General features: G+C 64.1%; 15 protein-coding genes. 14 read left to right on the top strand and 1 reads right to left on the bottom strand.

Annotation, left to right across the window (positions count from 1 at the left end):
• Position 1: 1 nt before the first annotated feature.
• The 8 genes from polA (at position 2) to uvrB (ending at position 11,274) form a co-directional block, all read left to right on the top strand.
• A complete protein-coding gene (polA, locus tag C3E77_RS07120) occupies positions 2 to 2,665 on the top strand; it encodes a DNA polymerase I (protein WP_108390994.1) in 2,664 nt (887 codons plus the stop codon).
• Positions 2,666 to 2,755: 90 nt separating this feature from the next.
• Positions 2,756 to 4,432 carry a DUF885 domain-containing protein gene (locus tag C3E77_RS07115; RefSeq protein WP_108390993.1) on the top strand — a complete coding sequence of 559 codons (1,677 nt, stop codon included), beginning with the start codon at positions 2,756 to 2,758 and terminating at the stop codon, positions 4,430 to 4,432.
• Between the two features lie 3 nt (positions 4,433 to 4,435).
• Complete coding sequence (locus tag C3E77_RS07110; protein WP_108390992.1) at positions 4,436 to 5,098, top strand: DUF4166 domain-containing protein; 663 nt, start codon at positions 4,436 to 4,438, stop codon at positions 5,096 to 5,098.
• Complete coding sequence (locus C3E77_RS07105; protein WP_108390991.1) at positions 5,091 to 6,062, top strand: epimerase; 972 nt, start codon at positions 5,091 to 5,093, stop codon at positions 6,060 to 6,062. The genes C3E77_RS07110 and C3E77_RS07105 overlap by 8 nt, the downstream gene beginning before the upstream one ends.
• 160 nt (positions 6,063 to 6,222) lie before the next feature.
• The gene (gene rpsA, locus C3E77_RS07100) at positions 6,223 to 7,668 is read left to right on the top strand and encodes a 30S ribosomal protein S1 (protein WP_108390990.1); all 1,446 of its coding nucleotides are present in this window, start codon (positions 6,223 to 6,225) and stop codon (positions 7,666 to 7,668) included.
• Between the two features lie 204 nt (positions 7,669 to 7,872).
• A complete protein-coding gene (locus C3E77_RS07095) occupies positions 7,873 to 8,532 on the top strand; it encodes a TetR/AcrR family transcriptional regulator (RefSeq protein WP_158270235.1) in 660 nt (219 codons plus the stop codon).
• Positions 8,533 to 8,556: 24 nt separating this feature from the next.
• Positions 8,557 to 9,198, top strand: coding sequence for a dephospho-CoA kinase (gene coaE / locus C3E77_RS07090; RefSeq protein ID WP_108390988.1), 642 nt, complete (start codon positions 8,557 to 8,559; stop codon positions 9,196 to 9,198).
• Between the two features lie 9 nt (positions 9,199 to 9,207).
• Positions 9,208 to 11,274 (top strand): excinuclease ABC subunit UvrB, encoded by a 2,067-nt coding sequence (gene uvrB, locus C3E77_RS07085; protein ID WP_108390987.1) that lies wholly within the window; start codon positions 9,208 to 9,210, stop codon positions 11,272 to 11,274.
• Between the two features lie 44 nt (positions 11,275 to 11,318).
• On the opposite strand, the gene C3E77_RS07080 is transcribed toward uvrB, so the two are convergent.
• Complete coding sequence (locus C3E77_RS07080) at positions 11,319 to 11,987, bottom strand: protein-L-isoaspartate(D-aspartate) O-methyltransferase (RefSeq protein WP_108390986.1); 669 nt, start codon at positions 11,985 to 11,987, stop codon at positions 11,319 to 11,321.
• 58 nt (positions 11,988 to 12,045) lie between these two features.
• Here C3E77_RS07080 and uvrA point away from each other — a divergent pair, with 58 nt between their 5' ends.
• The 6 genes from uvrA (at position 12,046) to gap (ending at position 20,685) form a co-directional block, all read left to right on the top strand.
• Positions 12,046 to 14,937 (top strand): excinuclease ABC subunit UvrA, encoded by a 2,892-nt coding sequence (gene uvrA / locus C3E77_RS07075; RefSeq protein WP_108390985.1) that lies wholly within the window; start codon positions 12,046 to 12,048, stop codon positions 14,935 to 14,937.
• Entirely contained in the window at positions 14,938 to 16,851 is a 1,914-nt protein-coding gene (gene uvrC, locus C3E77_RS07070; protein ID WP_108390984.1) for an excinuclease ABC subunit UvrC, read from the top strand.
• Positions 16,852 to 16,905: 54 nt separating this feature from the next.
• The gene (gene rapZ / locus C3E77_RS07065; protein ID WP_257791026.1) at positions 16,906 to 17,784 is read left to right on the top strand and encodes an RNase adapter RapZ; all 879 of its coding nucleotides are present in this window, start codon (positions 16,906 to 16,908) and stop codon (positions 17,782 to 17,784) included.
• 65 nt (positions 17,785 to 17,849) lie between these two features.
• The gene (gene whiA / locus C3E77_RS07060) at positions 17,850 to 18,830 is read left to right on the top strand and encodes a DNA-binding protein WhiA (RefSeq protein ID WP_108390983.1); all 981 of its coding nucleotides are present in this window, start codon (positions 17,850 to 17,852) and stop codon (positions 18,828 to 18,830) included.
• A 115-nt stretch (positions 18,831 to 18,945) separates the two neighbouring features.
• A complete protein-coding gene (locus tag C3E77_RS07055) occupies positions 18,946 to 19,572 on the top strand; it encodes a superoxide dismutase (protein ID WP_108390982.1) in 627 nt (208 codons plus the stop codon).
• Positions 19,573 to 19,680: 108 nt separating this feature from the next.
• The gene (gap, locus tag C3E77_RS07050) at positions 19,681 to 20,685 is read left to right on the top strand and encodes a type I glyceraldehyde-3-phosphate dehydrogenase (protein ID WP_108390981.1); all 1,005 of its coding nucleotides are present in this window, start codon (positions 19,681 to 19,683) and stop codon (positions 20,683 to 20,685) included.
• Positions 20,686 to 20,692 lie beyond the last annotated feature (7 nt).

The following is a 20,692-nucleotide window of genomic DNA, read 5'->3' as shown; positions in this document are numbered from 1 at the left end:
GGTGTCTGACAACGAAAAGCCTACCCTCCTCGTCATTGACGGTCATTCCCTAGCATTCCGGGCGTTTTACGCGCTCCCGGTCGACAGTTTCTCCACTAAAGACGGTCAGCACACGAACGCGATCCACGGCTTCCTCGCCATGCTGATCAACCTCATCCGCGACCACAAGCCGACGCACATCGCCGTCGCGTTCGACATCTCACGGTTCAGCTTCCGTACCCGCGAGTACCCGGAGTACAAGGGCACGCGCGGTGAAACGCCATCGGAATTCATCGGGCAGGTGCCACTCTTGCAAGACGTTCTTGCCGCGATGAACATCACAACCATCTCGATCGAAGACTACGAGGCCGACGACATCCTGGCGACGCTCAGCGTTCAGGGGCGGGAGCAGGGCTACCGTGTGCTCGTCGTGTCCGGCGACCGCGACACGATCCAGCTCGTCAACGACGACGTCACGCTGCTCTACCCCTCGCGCATGGGCGTCTCCGACCTCACGCGCTACGACGCCGCGAAGGTGATGGAACGCTACGGCATCCAGCCACACCAGTACCCGGAGGTCGCCGCTCTCGTTGGCGAGACCAGCGACAACCTCCCCGGCGTTCCCAAGGTCGGTGAGAAGACCGCGGTGAAGTGGCTCAACCAGTACGGCAGCCTCGACGCCATCCTCGAGAACGCCGACAAGATCACCGGCAAGGTGGGGGAGAGCCTCCGCGAACACAAAGAGAACGCGATCCGCAACCGCAGGCTCAACCACCTGCTCACCGATGTCGAGCTTCCCGTCACTCTCGACTCACTCGAGAAGAAACCGATCGACGAAGCTGCCGTCCGCGAGATCTTCGACAAGCTCGAGTTCCGCACGATGCTCGACCGCCTGCTCAAGGCGGAGGGTCTCGACGAGCAGACCACGGGCGTGCCGGCGGTTCGCACTGGTGCCGAGACGATCCCCGTCCCGCAGCAGCTCCTCGATGAGGAACTCGGTGCGTGGCTGAACCGGGCCGTCGCCGCGAACCCCGACGGACTCGGCCTCACCATCGAACTGCACGACGGCAAGCCCGTCGCGGCAGGAATTGCGACGCTCACCGAAGCGGTCGCCCTCGCCTGGAAGCCGGGAGGTGCCGACTACGCGCCGTTCGAATCCTGGCTCGCCAGCGATGCTCCGAAGGTGATGACCGACGCGAAGAAGCAGCTCAAGGCGCTCCGTACTGCCGGGGTGCCATTCGACGGCATTGCCTTCGACACCCACATCGCCGGGTGGCTCCTGCGCCCGAACGGCACCGAGAAGACCCTCGCGCACCTCGTCTCCCGCTACCTCAATGAGTCACTGCCCGTCTCCGACCCGAACCAGCTCGTGCCGCTCGACGACCCGGCAACGGCACCGGTCGAGGCGTGGTTCACCCTTCGCCTGCTCGCGCCGCTGACCGAAGCGCTCGACCCGGGTTCGCGCAAGGTCCTCAGCGACATCGAGATGCCGACGCTCATCACCCTCGTCGACATCGAACTGCGCGGCGTCACCGTCAACCACGATCAGCTTGCAGAACTATCGGGCCAGCTTGCGACGCGCGCGGCTGACCTGGCCAGCCAGGCATACGCGATCATCGGCCACGAGGTGAACCTCGGCTCGCCGAAGCAGCTCCAGGAGGTGCTGTTCAACGAGCTCGACATGCCCAAGACCCGAGCGAACAAGACGGGCTATTCGACGGATGCCGGCGCGCTGGCCGATCTGCAGGCCTCAAACCCGCATCCGTTCCTCGGCCTGCTCCTCGAACACCGCGACGCGACCAAACTCCGCCAGATCGTTGAGACCGTCGACAAGGCGATCGGCCCCGACGGCAGGGTCCACACGAGCTACGTGCAGACCGGAACGACGACGGGCCGGATCTCGTCGACCGACCCCAATCTGCAGAACATCCCCGTCCGCACCGAAGAGGGTCGTCGCATCCGTGCCGCGTTCGAAGCCGGCGAAGGCTACGAGACCCTGTTGACCGCGGACTACTCGCAGATCGAAATGCGGATCATGGCGCACCTCTCCGGCGACCCCGGCCTCATCGAGGCGTTCCGCACCGGAGAAGACCTCCACAGGTTCGTCGGCTCGAAGATCTTCCTGGTCGCCCCCGAGGATGTCACCAACGAAATGCGCACCAAGGTCAAGGCGATGTCGTACGGGCTGGCATACGGTCTCAGCGCGTTCGGCCTGTCGAAGCAGCTGCGGATCGACTCCTCAGAGGCCAAGAAGCTCATGGCCGGGTACTTCGAGCGGTTCGGAGCGGTCCGCGATTACCTCCGCAACGTCGTTGAGCAGGCCGTCGAAGACGGGTATACCACGACGATCTTCGGCAGGCGCCGCCCGTTCCCCGACCTCAAAAGCTCCAACCGGGTGCTGCGCGACAACGCCCAGCGCGCGGCGCTCAACGCTCCGATCCAGGGCACGGCTGCGGACATCATGAAGATCGCGATGAACAACATCGAGAAGGATGTCGCCGAGAAGCAGCTGTCGAGCCGGATGCTCATGCAGGTGCACGATGAGTTGATTTTCGAGGTCGCCCCCGGTGAGTGGGACGCCATCGAGGCCGTCGTCCGGCACCGGATGGCAACAGCAGCCGACCTCGTGGTTCCCCTCGACGTGCACGTCGGACGCGGGCACAACTGGGACGCCGCAGCGCACTGACCCTCCGTATACGCCGAACCCTGGCCCGCGCCACGCGGCGGGCCAGGGCGGTCTGTGCCTCTGCCCCCGCGCTGCCGTAGGCTCACATCCATGACAGCTAAGCAGCGCACGCCGACCCCCATCGACGCCATCGCCGAATCGTGGGTCGACACCCTCGTCGACATCGACCCGCTCGTCGGCACCTACATCGGCCGCGACGAGGTCAATGATCGCTTCGGCGACTTCTCGCCGGGGGGACACGAGCGGTTCATCGACGAAGCGCGCAAGGTCATCGCCGCTCTCGACGCGGCAGAACCCGTCGACGACGTCGACACGGTGACCCGAACCGACCTCCGTGCGGAGCTCGCCCTCGAGGTCGAGAGTGCTGACGCCGGTCTCCACCTGCGGGACCTCAACGTCATCGCCTCGCCTGCCCAGGGCATCCGTGAAATCTTCGACATCATGCCGACCGCGACCGTCGGTGACTGGGAGAACGTATCGTCCCGGCTCCACGCGCTGCCCGAGGCCATGTCCGGCTACATCGAAACGCTGAGGCTCGGCATCCAGCGGGGGATAACGCCCGCGAAACGGCAGGTGGCCGAGGTCTTCGAGCAGGCCAAACGGTACAGCGCCAAGGACGGCTTCTTTGCCCACCTCGCGGCCACCGCCGGCCCCGCCGACGGCCAGCTTCCGGCGTCCCTGGCGTCAGACCTCAACCACAATGCCGGACAGGCGGCGGTTGCGTACCAGGAACTCGCGGACTTCCTCGCCCACGAACTCGAACCCGTCGCGAGAACCGCGGATGCCGTCGGCCGCGACATCTACGAACTGCAGTCCCGCAGGTTCCTCGGCGCAACCATCGATCTCGACGAGACGTACGAGTGGGGTATCGAAGAACTGCGCACAATGGTCGAGGAGCAGGAGTCGATCGCCAGGGAGATCAAGCCAGGGGCGACCGTCGAGGAAGCCATAGCTTTTCTCGAAAACGACCAGAGCCGCAAACTCCACGGAACCGACGCGCTGCAGAAGTGGATGCAGCAGACAAGCGACCGCGCGGTCGCTGAGCTTGGCAGGACCCACTTCGACATTCCTGAAGAGATCCGCACCATCGAGTGCATGATTGCACCGACGCAGGAGGGCGGGATCTACTACACAGGCCCGACCGACGACTTCTCGCGTCCCGGTCGGATGTGGTGGTCAGTGCCGGAGGGCGTCACCGAGTTCGACACCTGGCGTGAACTCACGACCGTGTACCACGAGGGTGTCCCCGGTCACCACCTGCAGATCGGTCAGGCTGTGTACAACCGAGCCAAACTGAACACCTGGCGCCGCCAGCTCGCCGGTACGTCGGGACACGCCGAGGGCTGGGCGCTCTACGCGGAGCGGCTGATGGAGCAGCTCGGTTACCTCGACGATCCCGCAGACCGACTGGGCATGCTCGATGGGCAACGGATGCGGGCGGCCCGCGTCGTGCTCGACATCGGCGTGCACCTCGGCAAGAAGGTGCCGGGTGGAGACACCGTCTGGACCGCTGACGACGCATTCGCCTTCATGGGCAGGAACGTCAACATGAACGAGGGCTTCGTCCGGTTCGAGGTCAACCGCTACCTCGGCTGGCCGGGTCAGGCGCCGTCGTACAAGGTCGGTCAGAGGCTGTGGGAGCAGCTCCGCGCGGACGCCGAACGCCGCGAAGGAAACTCGTTCGACCTCAAGGCGTTCCACCGCAGGGCCCTGGATCTCGGCGGTGTCGGGCTCGACACCCTGAAACACGCACTGCTCGCAGACTGACCAGTGCCAGCAACCTCGGTGTATCAGGCGGCACTCGGTCCGGATTTCCCAGCACTTCACCCGCGACTGCACGCGTACTTCTCGGCGGTCCCGGCGGGCGCCGTCGGGACCGGATCCGGAGTCTTCGACGTGGTGGGAACGCCGAAGCGCTGGCTGTGGCCAGCGCTGTGGGTGCTCGGCCTGGCCGGGGTGCTGTTCCCGGTCTGGCAGCACAACGTGCCGTTCACCGTGGAGAATCGGTCGCGGGGCGATGGCGCGGGCTCCCGAGCGGTGACCGCGCGGCGACGGTTCCATCTCACCGGCGGCGACCGTGTCATGACCGACGTGATGCGCGCCAGGAACGGCGAGCTGGTCGACAGCATCGGATCGGGCGGGCTCGTTCGGGCCCGGTTCAGCGCCAGGGTGGTTGACGGCGGGCTTGTTCTGCGTTCGACCCATGTTGCTGTCCGGCTCGGCCGCCTTACTCTTCCCATTCCCGCCCGCCTGTCGCCCGTCGTCGTGTTGTCCGAGCAATTCGATGACGACGCCGACGCACAGCGGGTCAGGGTCACCATCGATGCGCCGGGACTCGGCAGGCTCTACGAGTACGGCGGAAACTTCGCCTACACCGTCGCTTCCCCGGCGCCGGCGCGCCCTTCAGAACCGAAAGAACCTGATCATGAGTGAACGTGTCGTCATTGCCGGGGCATCCGGGTTCATCGGCCAGTACCTGGCGTCCGGGTACCGATCCCGCGGGGCGACGGTCAGCACCATCGGCAGGAGAGAAGCGGATGCCGCGTGGGGCGACACCGCCGCGATCGTCCGGTTGCTCGACGGCGCTGACCTCCTCATCAACCTTGCCGGGAAAAGCGTCAACTGCCGATACACGCCCGAGAACCGACGGGAGATTCTCCGATCACGCGTCGAGACGACGCGAGAGCTGAACGAGGCGGTTCGTGCGTGCGACGAACCACCCGCCCTGTGGGTGAACTCGTCGACGGCGACCATTTATCGCCACGCGGACGACCGCTCGATGACCGAGTCAACGGGCGAACTCGGCACCGGGTTCAGCGTGGGCATCGCCCGCGCCTGGGAAGACGAATTCTTCGCTGGGGACCTGCCGGCGACGCGCAGGGTCGCCCTTCGGCTCGCGATCGTTCTCGGTGATGGAAGTGCACTCACTCCGCTTCGCTGGCTGACCCGGCTCGGGCTCGGTGGCACCCAGCACGACGGGCGCTGGCCGGCGACACGTCAGCGACGAGCCGCGGGCACCTTCCACGAGTTCGGAGCGAGGGGAGGGCGGCAGAAGTTCAGCTGGATCCACATTGACGACGTCGACCGGATCATCCTTTTCCTCAGGGGACGGAGCGACCTCGACGGGATCATCAACGCCGCTTCCCCGCATCCCTCAGACAACCGTGGGCTCATGGCCGCCCTGCGCCGCGTTCTGGGCGTACCGTTCGGACTGCCGACGGCCCGATGGATGCTCGAGATCGGAACCGCGGTTCTCCGCACCGAAACCGAGCTCGTGCTCAAGAGCCGCTGGGTCATCCCTGAGCGGCTCACGGAGGCCGGATACCGGTTCAGCCAGCCCGATCTCGAACCGGCACTCGCGACCATCGTTCGCGCCGGAGCGGAGTTGGAAACCTGAACGTTTGGCATTTGCTCTCGTCGCTTATTTCCGGGTAAACTGGGATGTCACATTTGTGACGATCTATCCGTTCGCTGTGCGAACCAACAGCCTCCCATAATCACCGATTATCGAAGGTTGCGCATGGCCCGAAATATGTCCTTACTGGAGCAACTACTACATGACAACCACAACGACCGCCAAGCAGGTCGCTATCAACGACATCGGATCGGCTGAAGACTTCCTGGCCGCGGTCGAAAAAACACTGAAGTTCTTCAACGACGGAGACCTCATCGAGGGCACCGTCGTCAAGATCGACCGCGACGAGGTTCTCCTCGATGTCGGTTACAAGACCGAGGGTGTCATCCCCTCTCGCGAGCTTTCGATCAAGCACGACGTAGACCCGAGCGAAGTAGTTCAGGTCGGCGACACGGTTGAAGCCCTCGTCCTCCAGAAGGAAGACAAAGAAGGCCGCCTCATCCTGTCCAAGAAGCGCGCACAGTACGAGCGTGCGTGGGGCGACGTTGAGAAGATCAAGGAAACCGATGGCGTCGTGACCGGTTCGGTCATCGAGGTCGTCAAGGGTGGACTTATCGTCGACATCGGCCTCCGTGGCTTCCTGCCGGCATCGCTCATCGAGCTCCGCCGTGTCCGCGACCTCACGCCGTACCTCGGCCAGGAGATCGAGGCCAAGATCCTCGAACTCGACAAGAACCGCAACAACGTTGTGCTTTCGCGTCGCGCACTCCTCGAGCAGACCCAGTCCGAGAGCCGCACCACGTTCCTGAACAACCTCCAAAAGGGCCAGGTTCGCAAGGGTGTCGTTTCGTCGATCGTCAACTTCGGTGCGTTCGTCGACCTCGGCGGCGTCGACGGTCTCGTCCACGTCTCCGAACTCAGCTGGAAGCACATCGAGCACGCCAGCGAGGTCGTTGAAGTTGGCCAGGAAGTCACCGTCGAGATTCTCGAGGTCGACCTCGACCGCGAGCGTGTCTCCCTGTCGCTCAAGGCGACGCAGGAAGACCCGTGGCAGGTCTTTGCCCGCACCCACGCCATTGGCCAGGTTGCACCGGGTAAGGTCACCAAGCTCGTCCCGTTCGGTGCGTTCGTTCGCGTTGCCGATGGCATCGAGGGCCTCGTTCACATCTCCGAACTCAGCGGCAAGCACGTTGAGCTCGCAGAGCAGGTTGTGTCGGTCGGCGACGAGGTCTTCGTCAAGGTCATCGACATCGACCTCGAGCGTCGCCGCATCTCGCTGAGCCTCAAGCAGGCCAACGAGGGTGTCGACCCCGAAGGAACCGAGTTCGACCCGGCTCTCTACGGAATGCTCACCGAGTACGACGACCAGGGCAACTACAAGTACCCCGAGGGCTTCGACTCCGAGACCAACGAGTGGAAAGAGGGCTTCGAGTCCCAGCGCGAGAAGTGGGAGCAGGACTACGCTGCAGCCCAGGCTCGCTGGGAAGCCCACAAGAAGCAGGTTGTCGCATCCGCCGCTGTCGAAGAGGCAGCAGCAGCGGCACCGGCCGCCGGCTCATCGTTCTCGAGCGACACCGCTGGTGCGGGAACGCTTGCTGACGACGAGTCACTCGCCGCTCTTCGCGAGAAGCTTTCGAGCAACTCCTAAGCAGCAGCGACTGCTCACGCAGTACTGACACAACTGGCCGGCCCTTCTGGGCCGGCCAGTTGTGCGTGAGCGGCCCAACACGCCGTCGATCCGGGCCCGCGCCTTCAGCATCCGTGCGGAATCGGCTGATAGTGTTGCCGCGCAGCCGCGTGCTGTGGCCGTAATGGCCCTGCCCCCACAATCATGACTATTCGAAGGTGCGACGTGGACGTTGATCCCCTGAAGCAGTACCTCGAAACGGATACATCCGCCGAGAACTCACTGCGCAATAACCCCCAGCAGGAACGCAGCAGGCAGAGCCTGCAGTCGATTCTCCGGGTCTGCGGTGAAATCATAGACGAGGCCGGGCACGCGGGCGTGACGACCGCCGAGGTTGCGAAGCGTGCTGAGATGGCAATCGGAACGGTGTACAGGTTCTTCCCCGACCGCATCGCGCTCATGATCGGCGTGTACCAGTACATGCAGGACCAGTTCGTTTCGCTCTGCATCGAGCGACTCCTGGACGAGGAGCCCGAGACCTGGCAGGATGCCCTCGGCATCATGATGGACACCTCGGTCGTCGCGCGGCGCACCATCCCCGGCTTCAAGGCAACCCAGTACCGGATCCTCGGTGACGACGAGAGCCAGGAACAATACACCCGCAGCCAGCGCGCGTATGTAAGCGCCGTCGTGAAGCTGCTGTCCCAGTTCGATTTCCCCGAGGACGAGCGCTGGATCGGCCACGTGAGCGTGGCCGTCGAGCTGTCCCGTGCGCTTCAGCGGCTCGCGTTCGACCAGTCGCCGGACGGCGATCAGTGGCTGCTCCAGGAAGCACGTGCCGTTCCCATCGCCTACCTCGAAGGCCACCTGGTCCCCGCCGTATAGGCGACCAGGCCTCGCTCGCAGCGCGTGTATCTCATCGGTCTCACCGGCGGCATCGGCTCCGGAAAGTCAACGATCGCCCGACGTCTCGCCGAACGCGGTGCCGTCCACATCGACGCTGACCAGCTCGCGCGAGAAGCCGTCGAACCGGGCACCCCGGCGCTCGAGGCGATCACGGCATCCTTCGGCGATGAGGTCCTGACGGATGATGGCCGGCTCGACCGCGCAGCCCTCGGAGCGATTGTGTTCTCCGATCCCGCCGCCCTCGCTACCCTGAACGGCATCGTCCACCCGGCGGTCCGGCGCCTGACGAAGGACCGTATCTCGCACGCCGCGAACGCAAACCCCGACGCCATCGTCGTCTACGACGTCCCCCTCCTGGCCGAGGCGAACCTGCCGCATTCCTACGACCTCATCGTGGTTGCCCAGGCACGTGCCGAGACCAGGACCGAACGGCTCATCTCTCTCAGGGGGATGACTCGGGAGGAAGCCGAGCGGCGGATCGCTGCGCAGGCGAGCGACGAGGAGAGACTCGCTCTCGCCGACGTGGTGATCGACACCGACGGGGCGCTCGACGAAACCCTCGCGCAGGTCGACGACCTGTGGGCTTCGCTCTCGGCAAAATCGCGGGAGGGCCGTGGGGCCTCCGATGTCAGTGGCGGTGCCTAGACTCGAAGTATGGCAAAAACCCGCGCTGTTCACCCCTTCGAAGTCGTCAGTGAGTACACGCCATCGGGCGACCAGCCCAAAGCGATAGCCGAACTGAGCGCTCGGATCAACGCGGGTGAGACCGATGTCGTGCTCCTCGGTGCGACAGGAACCGGTAAGTCTGCAACCACCGCGTGGCTCGTCGAGGCGGTGCAGCGGCCGACCCTCGTCCTCGCTCACAACAAGACCCTCGCCGCGCAGCTCGCCAATGAGTTTCGCGAGCTCATGCCCAACAACGCCGTCGAGTACTTTGTCTCGTACTACGACTATTACCAGCCAGAGGCCTACGTTCCGCAGACCGATACGTTCATCGAAAAAGACTCATCGGTCAACGCAGAGGTCGAGCGGCTGAGGCACTCGACGACGAACTCACTCCTGAGCAGGCGGGACGTCATTGTGGTTTCCACGGTGTCGTGCATTTACGGCCTGGGCACACCCGAGCAGTACCTTGACGCCATGATGGCGCTGCAGGTCGGCATGCGCGTCGACCGCGACTGGCTGATTCGCAAATTCATCTCAATGCAGTACAACCGCAATGACGTCGACTTCTCGCGCGGCAATTTCCGTGTCCGCGGCGACACCATCGAGATCATCCCCGTGTACGAAGAACTCGCGATCCGGATCGAGATGTTCGGAGACGAGGTCGAGGGTCTTTACTCCCTCCACCCGCTCACCGGAGACGTGGTCAAAAAGCTCGACAACGTGTCGATCTTCCCCGGCTCCCACTATGTCGCGAGTACCGACGTGATGCAGCGTGCCATCGTCAGCATCCAGGAAGAACTGGAAGTGCGCCTCGCAGAGCTCGAGCGCCAGGGCAAACTCCTCGAGGCTCAGCGGCTGCGCATGCGCACCAACTTCGACCTTGAAATGATGCAGCAGATCGGGTTCTGTTCCGGGATCGAGAACTACTCACGGCACATGGAGGGGCGTGCGCCCGGCGAGGCCCCGCACTGCCTGATCGATTACTTCCCCGACGACTTCCTCGTCGTGATCGACGAGTCACACGTGACGGTGCCGCAGATCGGCGCCATGTATGAAGGTGACTCGTCGCGCAAGCGCACCCTGGTCGAGCACGGCTTCCGGTTGCCGAGCGCCCTCGACAACCGCCCGCTGAAGTGGAATGAGTTCAAAGACCGAGTCGGGCAGACCGTGTACCTCTCGGCAACCCCCGGGCGATACGAAATGGGCATCGCCGACGGAATCGTCGAGCAGATCATCAGGCCGACCGGTCTCGTCGATCCCCAGATCATCGTCAAGCCGTCCCAAGGACAGATCGACGACCTCCTCGAAGAGATCCGGATTCGCGCCGCTCGCGACGAGCGCGTCCTCGTCACAACACTGACGAAGAAGATGGCCGAAGAGCTGACCGACTTCCTCACAGAAGCGGGAGTCAGGGTCCGTTACCTGCACTCCGACGTCGACACGCTGCGTCGGGTGGAGCTGCTGAGCGAGTTGCGAGCGGGCATCTACGACGTGCTCGTCGGCATCAACCTGCTCCGTGAAGGACTCGACCTGCCCGAGGTCTCGCTCGTTGCCATCCTCGACGCAGACAAAGAAGGATTCCTGCGGTCATCCACCTCCCTCATCCAGACCATTGGCCGTGCGGCTCGAAACGTCTCCGGTGAGGTTCACATGTACGCGGACGTCCTCACCGACTCGATGAAGCGCGCGATCGAGGAGACGACGAGGCGCCGCGAGACGCAGGTCGCGTACAACCTCGAACACGGCATCGACCCGACACCGCTTCGCAAGCGAATCGCCGACATCACTGAGGTGCTCGCGAGGGAAGGCGCAGACACCGCGCAGATGCTTGCCGGTCGCGACTCGAAGAAGAAAAAGAGCCCGACGCCCAACCTCAGGCGCGAGGGGATCGCGGCAGAGGGAGCCGATCAGCTGGAGTCGATCATCGCCGATCTCAACGATCAGATGCTCACGGCAGCGGCGGAGCTCAAGTTCGAGCTCGCGGCGCGGCTCCGTGATGAGCTCTCCGATCTCAAGCGCGACCTCCGCCAGATGGAGAAGGCCGGCCACCTCTAGGGCTGTCAGAGCGGGCGTCAGCTCGAGAATCCGCGGGGGAGCGGTCACTCCTCTTCCGTGGGATGCTCGTGGACCCCGTGATCACCGATGAGCGGCACGAAGGTGACCGCACAGAGTTGCTCCAGCTGGAGCCGGCCGTCATGCCCCCGTATGGCCCTGGTAAGCATCTGGCCGAAGCGCGGCTCGCCGATGGGCATGATGATTCGTCCGCCATCGGCAAGCTGGTCTGCCCACGGGGAGGGAATCTCCGGAGCAGCGGCAGCGGCGACGATCGCGTCGTACGGAGCGGCAGGCGGATACCCGTTTGTCCCGTCGCCGACGACGACCGTCACGTTGTCATAGCCCAACCGACCAAGGACGGCGGCGGCGGACTCGGCGAGTTCCGCGTGGCGCTCGATCGACACGACGCTGTGCGCCAGCTCGGCGGCGACGGCTGCGGCGTAGCCAGACCCCGTCCCGACGTCGAGCACCGTGTCATTCTCACCGAGTTCGGCGGCCTCGAGGGTGAGAGCGACGATGTACGGCTGGGAGATCGTCTGCCCGGCATCGATCGGCAGTGGGTGGTCTTCGTATGCGCTGGCCTCTGCCCGCTCCCGCACGAACGCCTCCCGCGGGACCCGGCGCATGGCATCGAGCACCCGTGAGTCGCGAATACCCCGAGCCTGAAGTTGCTCGGCCACCATACGTTCGCGGCGCTGACGAAAGTCGTCCATTGTCTCATTGTGCCCCCGTGCCCAGCTTCATGTCAGTGGGTCATCGTAGACTCGAGGGGTGTCGATATCGAAGGTAAATTCAACGTCAAAACTCAGCGTGCGAGGCGCACGCGTCCACAACCTGCGCAACGTGGATCTTGACATCCCGCGCGATTCTCTCGTGGTATTCACCGGCCTCTCCGGCTCGGGCAAGTCGTCGCTCGCATTCGACACGATCTTTGCCGAGGGCCAGCGGAGATACGTCGAGTCGCTCTCGGCGTACGCGCGTCAGTTCCTCGGCCAGGTAGATCGACCCGACGTCGATTTCATCGAGGGCCTGAGCCCCGCCGTGTCGATCGACCAGAAGTCTACGAACCGCAACCCGCGCTCGACCGTCGGCACGATCACCGAGGTCTACGACTACATGCGCCTCCTGTGGGCGCGAGTCGGAGTTCCGCACTGCCCCCAGTGTGGCGAGCCGATCCAACGGCAGACCGTTCAGCAGATCGCCGACCAGCTCATGGAGCTCGAGACCGGCACGCGTTACATGGTGATGAGCCCCGTGGTCTCGCAGAAGAAGGGCGAGTTCGTCGACCTCTTCAAGGAACTGGCAGCGAGCGGCTACGCCCGCGCCGTCGTCGACGGCGAGCAGGTTCAGCTCTCGGAGCCCCCAACACTCAAGAAGTCGTACAAGCACGACATCTCGGTCGTCGTCGACCGTCTCGTCGCCGGCCCTGACGCCCTCAGCCGACTGACCGATTCGCTCGAGACCGCGCTGCGCCTCACCGACGGGCTCGTAGAGATCAAGCTCGTCGACGAAGAAGGACCAGACGCGGTTCGCACCTTCAGCGAGAAGCTGTCGTGCCCGAACAACCACCCGATCCAGCTCACCGAGATCGAGCCGCGCACGTTCAGCTTCAACGCTCCGTTCGGAGCATGCCCCGAGTGCTCCGGCCTCGGCACTCGGATGTCCGTCGACGCCGACCTCCTCATCGGCGACCCGAGCCTCAGCATCGACGAGGGTGTCATCATCCCGTGGACCACGCAGGGCAAGGGCCTTTACCAGTACTACGAGAAGCTGCTCGACGGGCTTTCCCGCGACCTCGATTTCTCCCTGCGGACGCCATGGGCTGACCTTCCGAAGAAGGTCCAGGAGGCTGTCCTCCGCGGCGAGAACTTCAAGGTCAAGGTCAAGTGGAAGAACCGTTACGGCCGCGAGGTCAGTTACACCTCGGGCTTCGAAGGGGTGATGCCGTACATCGAGCGCCAGTACGCCCAGGCCGAAACCGATGTGCAGCGCGCCAGGTGGGGCGAGTACCTCCGGGAGATTCCGTGCCCCGTGTGCAACGGCCAGCGCCTCAAGCCCGAAGTCCTCTCCGTCCTCATCCACGGCACCAACATCGCTGAGGTCGCCGAGCTCAGCCTCACCGATGCCCGCGCCTTCATGGACCAGATGGAACTGACCGCCCGCGAGTCCGCGATCGCGGCCCAGGTGCTGCGCGAGATCAAACTGCGGCTGGACTTTTTGATTCAGGTCGGCCTCAACTACCTCAACCTGTCACGAACCGCCGGATCACTCTCCGGCGGCGAAGCACAGCGCATCCGTCTTGCCACCCAAATCGGATCCGGCCTCACCGGTGTGCTGTACGTTCTCGACGAACCGAGCATCGGTCTGCACCAGCGTGACAACCGCCGGCTGATCGAGACGCTCGTCACCCTCCGCGACCTCGGAAACACGCTCATCGTTGTCGAACACGACGAAGACACGATCCGCACGGCTGACTGGGTCGTCGACATCGGACCAGGTGCCGGCGTCAACGGCGGTCGCGTCGTCCACTCCGGGTCGTACGAAGACCTGCTCGAGAACCCCGAATCGCTGACCGGTGACTACCTCGCCGGACGCCGCGAGATCCCGATTCCCGAGACGAGGCGCCCGGTCGACCCCGAGCGGCTTATCTCGGTCGTCGGTGCAGAGGCGAACAACCTCCGCAAGGTCAACGTCGATTTCCCGCTCGGCACCTTCACGGCGGTCACCGGCGTGAGCGGCTCCGGCAAATCGTCCCTCGTCAACGACATCCTGTACCGGGTTCTCGCGAACAAACTCAACGGTGCACGCAAGGTACCCGGGAAGCACACGCGCGTCACGGGGCTCGACCAGCTCGACAAGGTGATCCACGTCGACCAGGCGCCGATCGGTCGCACACCGCGGTCCAACCCGGCGACCTACACCGGCGTGTTCGATCGCATCCGCACCCTGTTCTCCGAAACCACCGAGGCGAAGGCGCGCGGCTACCTGCCCGGCCGGTTCAGCTTCAACGTCAAGGGCGGCCGCTGCGAGGCGTGCTCCGGTGACGGCACGATCAAGATCGAGATGAACTTCCTGCCCGATGTTTACGTCGCCTGTGAGGTCTGCGGGGGAGCGCGGTACAACCGCGAAACCCTGTCGGTGCACTACAAGGGCAAGAACATCGCCGAGGTACTCGACATGCCGATCGCGGAGGCCGCTGAGTTCTTCGAGGCCATCACCTCGATCCACCGTTTCCTCAAGACCCTCGTCGAGGTCGGACTCGGCTACGTCCGGCTCGGCCAGAGCGCGACGACGCTGTCCGGTGGAGAAGCGCAGCGCGTGAAGCTGGCGACCGAGCTGCAGAAACGCACAAACGGCAGGAGCATCTACGTCCTCGACGAGCCAACGACAGGCTTGCACTTCGAAGACGTGCGGAAGCTCCTCCTCGTACTGAACAGCCTCGTCGACAAGGGCAACACCGTCATCGTCATCGAGCACAACCTCGACGTGATCAAGTCTGCCGACTGGATCATCGACATCGGCCCCGAGGGTGGCGCCGGCGGCGGGCGTGTGCTCGCGACAGGCACCCCCGAGAAGATCGCGAAGGTCAAGAAGAGCCACACGGGGTTCTACCTCAACGAAGTACTCGAGGCCGAACAGGTTCAGGCGCGTAAGGCCGGATAGGTGGCACCACCACTGAGCTACCGCCCCAAACCGGGCGAAATTCCGACGAGCCCCGGGGTGTATCGATTTCGAGACGAGACATCCCGGGTGCTCTACGTCGGCAAGGCGAAGAATCTCCGGGCGCGACTGAGCAATTATTTCGCGCCGCTGCACACGTTGCACGAGCGAACCCGCCGCATGGTCACGACCGCGTCCAGCGTGGAGTGGACCGTTGTCGGGAGCGACATTGAGGCACTCCAGCTCGAGTACACGTGGATCAAGGAGTTCGATCCGCCGTTCAACGTCAAGTTCCGCGATGACAAGACCTACCCATACATGGCGATCACCCTCGCCGACGAGGCTCCGCGCGTTCTCGTCACCCGCAACCCGCGGATCAAGGGCGCCAGGTACTTCGGCCCGTATCCGAAGATCTGGGCGGTTCACGACACGATCGATCTGATGATCAAGGCGTTCCCGATCCGCACCTGCTCCGACTCCAGCTACAAACGGGCCATGCAGTCGGGCAAGCCATGCTTCCCCGGGCAGATCGGACGCTGCGGTGGACCATGCTCAGGCAAGGTGACGCTCGAAGAGCACCGGGCGATGGTCGATGACTTCGTGAGCTTCATGGCCGGTCACGATCGTCGCTTCGTCACGGATGCCACCCGCAAAATGAAAGACGCTGCGGCACGGCAGGACTACGAGAACGCTGCCAGGTATCGCGATCGGCTTCAGGCGCTCGAGGCGGTGCTCGAGAAGAGCGCCGTTGTTCTCAAGGACTCGGTGGACGCTGACCTCTTCGGCGTCGTCCACGACGAACTCTCGGCTGCGGTCCAGCAGTTCATCGTTCGTGGTGGCCGGATCCGCGGTGTCCGGTCGTGGACCGTCGACAAGGAACTCGACCTGTCGACCGGGGAACTCGTCGATAGCATCCTTCAACGCGCGTACGACGGCTCTGCCACCGACGTGCCCAGGGAGGTTCTGGTCCCGGAACTCCCCGAAGACGCCGACGAACTCGAAACCTGGCTCGCCGGCATCCGTGGCAAAGGTCGTGTCCGGCTCAAGACCGCCCAGCGCGGAGAGAAGGCCGCGCTGATGCAGACGGCGAATCTCAACGCAAAAAACGCGCTGCAGCTCTACAAGATGCGGAGGACGGCCGATTTCGTCGCCCGCTCCCAGGCGCTGACCGACATCCAGGAAGCGATCGGGATGGAACAGGCGCCCCTCAGGATCGAGTGCTTCGACGTCTCGCATCTCTCGGGAACCAACATCGTGGCGTCGATGGTCGTCTTCGAAGACGGCCTCGCGCGGAAGGACCAGTACCGCCGATTCAGCATCGCGTCGTCCACGGACGACACCGACTCGATCTACCAGGTCCTGAGCCGACGGCTGGCGTACCTCACAACCCCTGAAACCGTTGATCCGGAATCTGACCCAACAGCGGACGGGATCGTCGCTGACGACGTGAAACGAAAGAAGTTCGCGTACCCGCCGCAACTGCTTATCGTCGACGGCGGCCAGCCCCAGGTGCAGGCCGCCCAACGCGCCCTCCAGGAGTCGGGGCGGACAGACATCCAGCTGGTGGGCATGGCGAAACGACTCGAGGAGATCTGGCTCCCCGACAACGACTATCCCGTCATCCTCCCGCGCAACTCCGAGGCGCTCTTCCTCCTGCAGCGGGTGAGAGACGAAGCGCACAGGTTCGCGATCACCTACCAGCGCACCAAACGCAAGCGCGACATCACCAGCGTGCTCACAGAGATTCCCGGCCTCGGGCCCGCTCGCGTGAAGGCGCTCCTGGTTCACTTCGGATCGGTTGCGGCAATGCGCGAGGCGACCCCGGAGGCTATTGCCGCTGTGAAGGGGGTCGGACCCGCGCTCGCGCAGACCATCGCAGACACCCTCCGGGACCGCCAGCGCGCCAACAGTCGGTAGGCTGGAAGTCCAGCCAGAGGGCAACGTCCCATCGGGCCAATCGGAGAGTGAACAGTGCCAGACGAAGCGAGTCCGAACCAGGAAGTCCTGATTGTGACGGGGATGTCCGGAGCCGGACGATCCACGGTCGCCAACGCGCTCGAGGATCTCGACTGGTACGTGGTCGACAACCTTCCCCCGCAGATGCTGCGCCCCCTCGTCGACCTCGCAGGCCACGCGGAGGGCGCACTCCCGCGGATCGCCGCGGTCGTCGATGTCCGCGGTCGGGATTTCTTCACCGACCTGCAGCAGATGATCCAGTCGCTCCGCGACGGAACAAAGCTCAGGGTGATCTTCCTCGACGCGACTGATTCGGCACTCGTGCGACGCTTCGACGCCGTTCGCCGGCCGCATCCGCTCCAGGGTGGAGGCACGATCCTCGACGGCATAGCGACCGAACGGGCGCGGCTCGCCACCATCCGCGAGTCAAGCGACATTGTGATCGATACGTCTGACCTCAATGTGCACCAGCTCGCGAACAGCGTTGCCGAGCTCTTCGCCGCCGAGGGGACCCCAGGCGTGAAGCTCACGATCATGAGTTTCGGCTTCAAGTACGGGGCGCCATTCGACGCTGACATGATCGCTGACGCGCGGTTCCTGCCCAACCCGTTTTGGGTTCCCGAGTTGCGGGCGCATACTGGACTCGACCCCGAGGTTCGCGAGTACGTACTCGGTCAGCCGGGCGCGTCGGAGTTTACCGACGCGTATGCACAGGCCCTCGCGCCAGTTCTGAACGGCTACCAGCACGAGAGCAAACGATTTGCGACCTTCGCCATCGGCTGCACCGGCGGCAAACATCGTTCGGTCGCGATCGCGAACGCACTCGCTGACAAGTTGAAGGAACTCCCCGGAGTCGCCGTCAACGTCAAGCACCGCGACCTCGGCAAAGAATAAGCCACAGCGTCAACGGCCACGGCCAGGCGCACACACGACAAACACTGATGAGAAAAGGATCCCGCTTGGCACTGACTGCTGAGGTCAAAGAAGAATTGGCCAACATCGTTGAAGAGAAGACAACGGTACGCGCCGCTGAGCTGACATCCACCCTGCGCTTCAGCGGTGGGCTTCACCTGATCTCCAGCCGTATCGCCATTGAGAGCGAACTCGATACCCCGCACCTCGCCAGGCGGGTGCGGAAAGCGCTTGCCGAACTCTACGGTGTACGAAGCGAAGTGGTCTCGGTGAGTCCATCGACATCGCGGCGTGGTGAGTATTACCTCGTGCGCGTTGTTGACGGCGGCGAGACACTGGCCAGGCAGACCGGGCTCCTCGACGCGCGTCGCCGCCCCATTCGTGGTCTTCCGAACCGGCTCACGACAGGGTCACGAGCGGAACTCGCTGCGGTCTGGCGAGGCGCTTTCCTGGCAGCCGGATCACTGACCGACCCCGGGCGCTCGGCCGCACTCGAGATCACCTGCCCTGGCAACGAGAGCGCGATGGCTCTCGTCGGCGCCGCCGGACGCCTCGGCGTGCAGGCGAAGGCCCGTGAGGTACGCGGTGTTCATCGCGTCGTCATTCGCGATGGCGAGGCGATCAGCGCAATGCTCGTGCTCATGGGCGCTCACGGCACCGTCAAGGCGTGGGAAGAACTCCGACAGCGGCGCGAGGTGAGGGCAACGGCCAACCGCCTCGTCAACTTCGACGACGCGAACCTCCGGCGCTCAGCCCAGGCGGCTGTCGCCGCGTGCGCGAGGGTCGAACGGGCAATGGAAATCCTTGCCGATGACATCCCGGAGCACCTGAGGTACGCGGGCGAGCTCCGACTCAGCCACCGCGAGGCAAGCCTTGACGAGCTCGGCCACTACGCCGACCCTCCCATGACCAAGGACGCGATCGCCGGGCGGATCCGACGACTTCTCGCGATGGCAGACAAGCGAGCAACGGACCTGGGGCTCCCAGGCACAGACGCAAACCTCCCGCCTGACTACGACGAGGTGTAGCCGCAAGCCCGTAGCGCCGGGAACTGACCTGACTAGACTGAAAGAGGTCGCCAGGACAATGTCCAGGCGCGTTCGCGACACACAAGTTGGCGACACACAAAGAGGAGAAAAATAAATGGCTGAATACACCCTCCCGGAACTCCCATACGACTACTCGGCCCTCGAGCCGAGCATCTCGGGCGCCATCATGGAGCTCCACCACTCGAAGCACCACCAGACCTACGTCACCGGCGCAAACACCGCCATCGCGCAGCTTGCTGAAGCGCGCGACTCCGACAACCTTGCCTACGTCAACAAGCTCGAAAAGGACCTCGCCTTCAACCTCGGCGGGCACGTCAACCACTCGATTTTCTGGACGAACATGTCGCCGAATGGTGGCGACAAGCCCACCGGCGAGCTCGCCGCAGCGATCGACGAGTTCTTCGGATCGTTCGACAAGTTCCGTGCGCACTTCACGGCCACAGCACTTGGCGTGCAGGGCTCCGGCTGGTCTGTTCTCGCCTGGGACTCCATCGGCCAGCGACTCATCATCCAGCAGTTCTTCGACCAGCAGTCGAACTTCGCCGCAGGCACTGTTCCGCTCCTCATGCTCGACGTCTGGGAGCACGCCTACTACCTCGACTACAAGAACGTGCGCGCCGACTACGTCAAGGCCTTCTGGAACATCACCAACTGGGAGAACGTCCAGAGCCGTTTCGTCGCCGCCCGTGAGCAGACCAAAGGCCTGCTGCTACTCTCTTAGTCCTGACTTTCCGCGCGCCAGGGCTCATGCCGACGCCGGGTCAGTTCCACATCGTTCCATCAGCACAACCGAAGACGCGCTCCGGCGCTCAAGAAACAGGAGACATTCGTGTCCGTAAAGATCGGTATCAACGGGTTCGGCCGCATCGGCCGCAACTACTTCCGCGCAGCGCTTGCCAAGGGCAGCGACCTCGAGATCGTTGCCGTCAACGACCTCACCGACAACAAGACGCTCGCCCACCTGCTGAAGTACGACTCCATCACGGGTCGCCTCGACGCAACTGTCGAGTTTGACGAAGAGAAGATCGTCGTCAACGGCAAGGCCATCAAGGTCTTCTCGGAGCGCGACCCGGCGAACCTCCCATGGGGCGAGCTCGGAGTCGACATCGTCATCGAGTCGACAGGGTTCTTCACGAACGCCGCCGACGCGAAGAAGCACATCGACGCTGGCGCCAAGAAGGTTCTCATCTCGGCTCCGGCCAAGGGTGAAGACGCAACGTTCGTCATGGGTGTCAACGAGGGCCTCTACGAGCCCGAGAACCACCACATCATCTCGAACGCATCGTGCACCACGAACTGCCTCGCGCCGCTCGCCAAGGTCTTCAACGATGAGTTCGGCATCGAGCGCGGCCTCATGACCACGGTCCACGCGTACACCGCCGACCAGAACCTCCAGGACGGCCCGCACAGCGACCTCCGTCGCGCACGCGCAGCAGCGGTCAACATCGTTCCGACCTCGACCGGCGCGGCAAAGGCCATCGGCCTCGTGCTTCCCGAGCTCAAGGGCAAGCTTGACGGCTTCGCACTTCGCGTACCGGTTCCGACCGGCTCGATCACCGACCTCACCATCGAGTCCTCGCGCCCGGTCACGGTCGACGAGGTCAAGGCCGCATACAAGGCAGCCGCAGAAGGCCCCCTCAAGGGCATCCTGCTGTACACCGAGGACGAGATCGTCTCGAGCGACATCGTCACAGACCCGCACTCCTGCATCTTCGATGCCGGACTCGTGCGTGTCATGGGCAACCAGGTCAAGATCGTCGGCTGGTACGACAACGAGTGGGGTTACTCCAACCGCCTCGTCGACCTCACCGAGTACGTCGCCGATCGTCTCTAGGACACAG

This window comes from Mycetocola zhujimingii (assembly GCF_003065425.1).
Lineage (GTDB): Bacteria > Actinomycetota > Actinomycetes > Actinomycetales > Microbacteriaceae > Mycetocola_A > Mycetocola_A zhujimingii.
Note: the sequence above shows the minus strand (reverse complement) of the source record. Positions and strands in the feature narration are given on the sequence as shown.

Bases quoted from the DNA above. Each gene is read 5' to 3' on its own strand.
- C3E77_RS07115 (WP_108390993.1), top strand. From the start codon at position 2,756: ATGACAGCTAAGCAGCGCACGCCGACCCCCATCGACGCCATCGCCGAA.
- C3E77_RS07080 (WP_108390986.1), bottom strand. From the start codon at position 11,987: ATGGACGACTTTCGTCAGCGCCGCGAACGTATGGTGGCCGAGCAACTT.
- C3E77_RS07055 (WP_108390982.1), top strand. From the start codon at position 18,946: ATGGCTGAATACACCCTCCCGGAACTCCCATACGACTACTCGGCCCTC.
- C3E77_RS07105 (WP_108390991.1), top strand. From the start codon at position 5,091: ATGAGTGAACGTGTCGTCATTGCCGGGGCATCCGGGTTCATCGGCCAG.
- uvrB (WP_108390987.1), top strand. From the start codon at position 9,208: ATGGCAAAAACCCGCGCTGTTCACCCCTTCGAAGTCGTCAGTGAGTAC.
- rpsA (WP_108390990.1), top strand. From the start codon at position 6,223: ATGACAACCACAACGACCGCCAAGCAGGTCGCTATCAACGACATCGGA.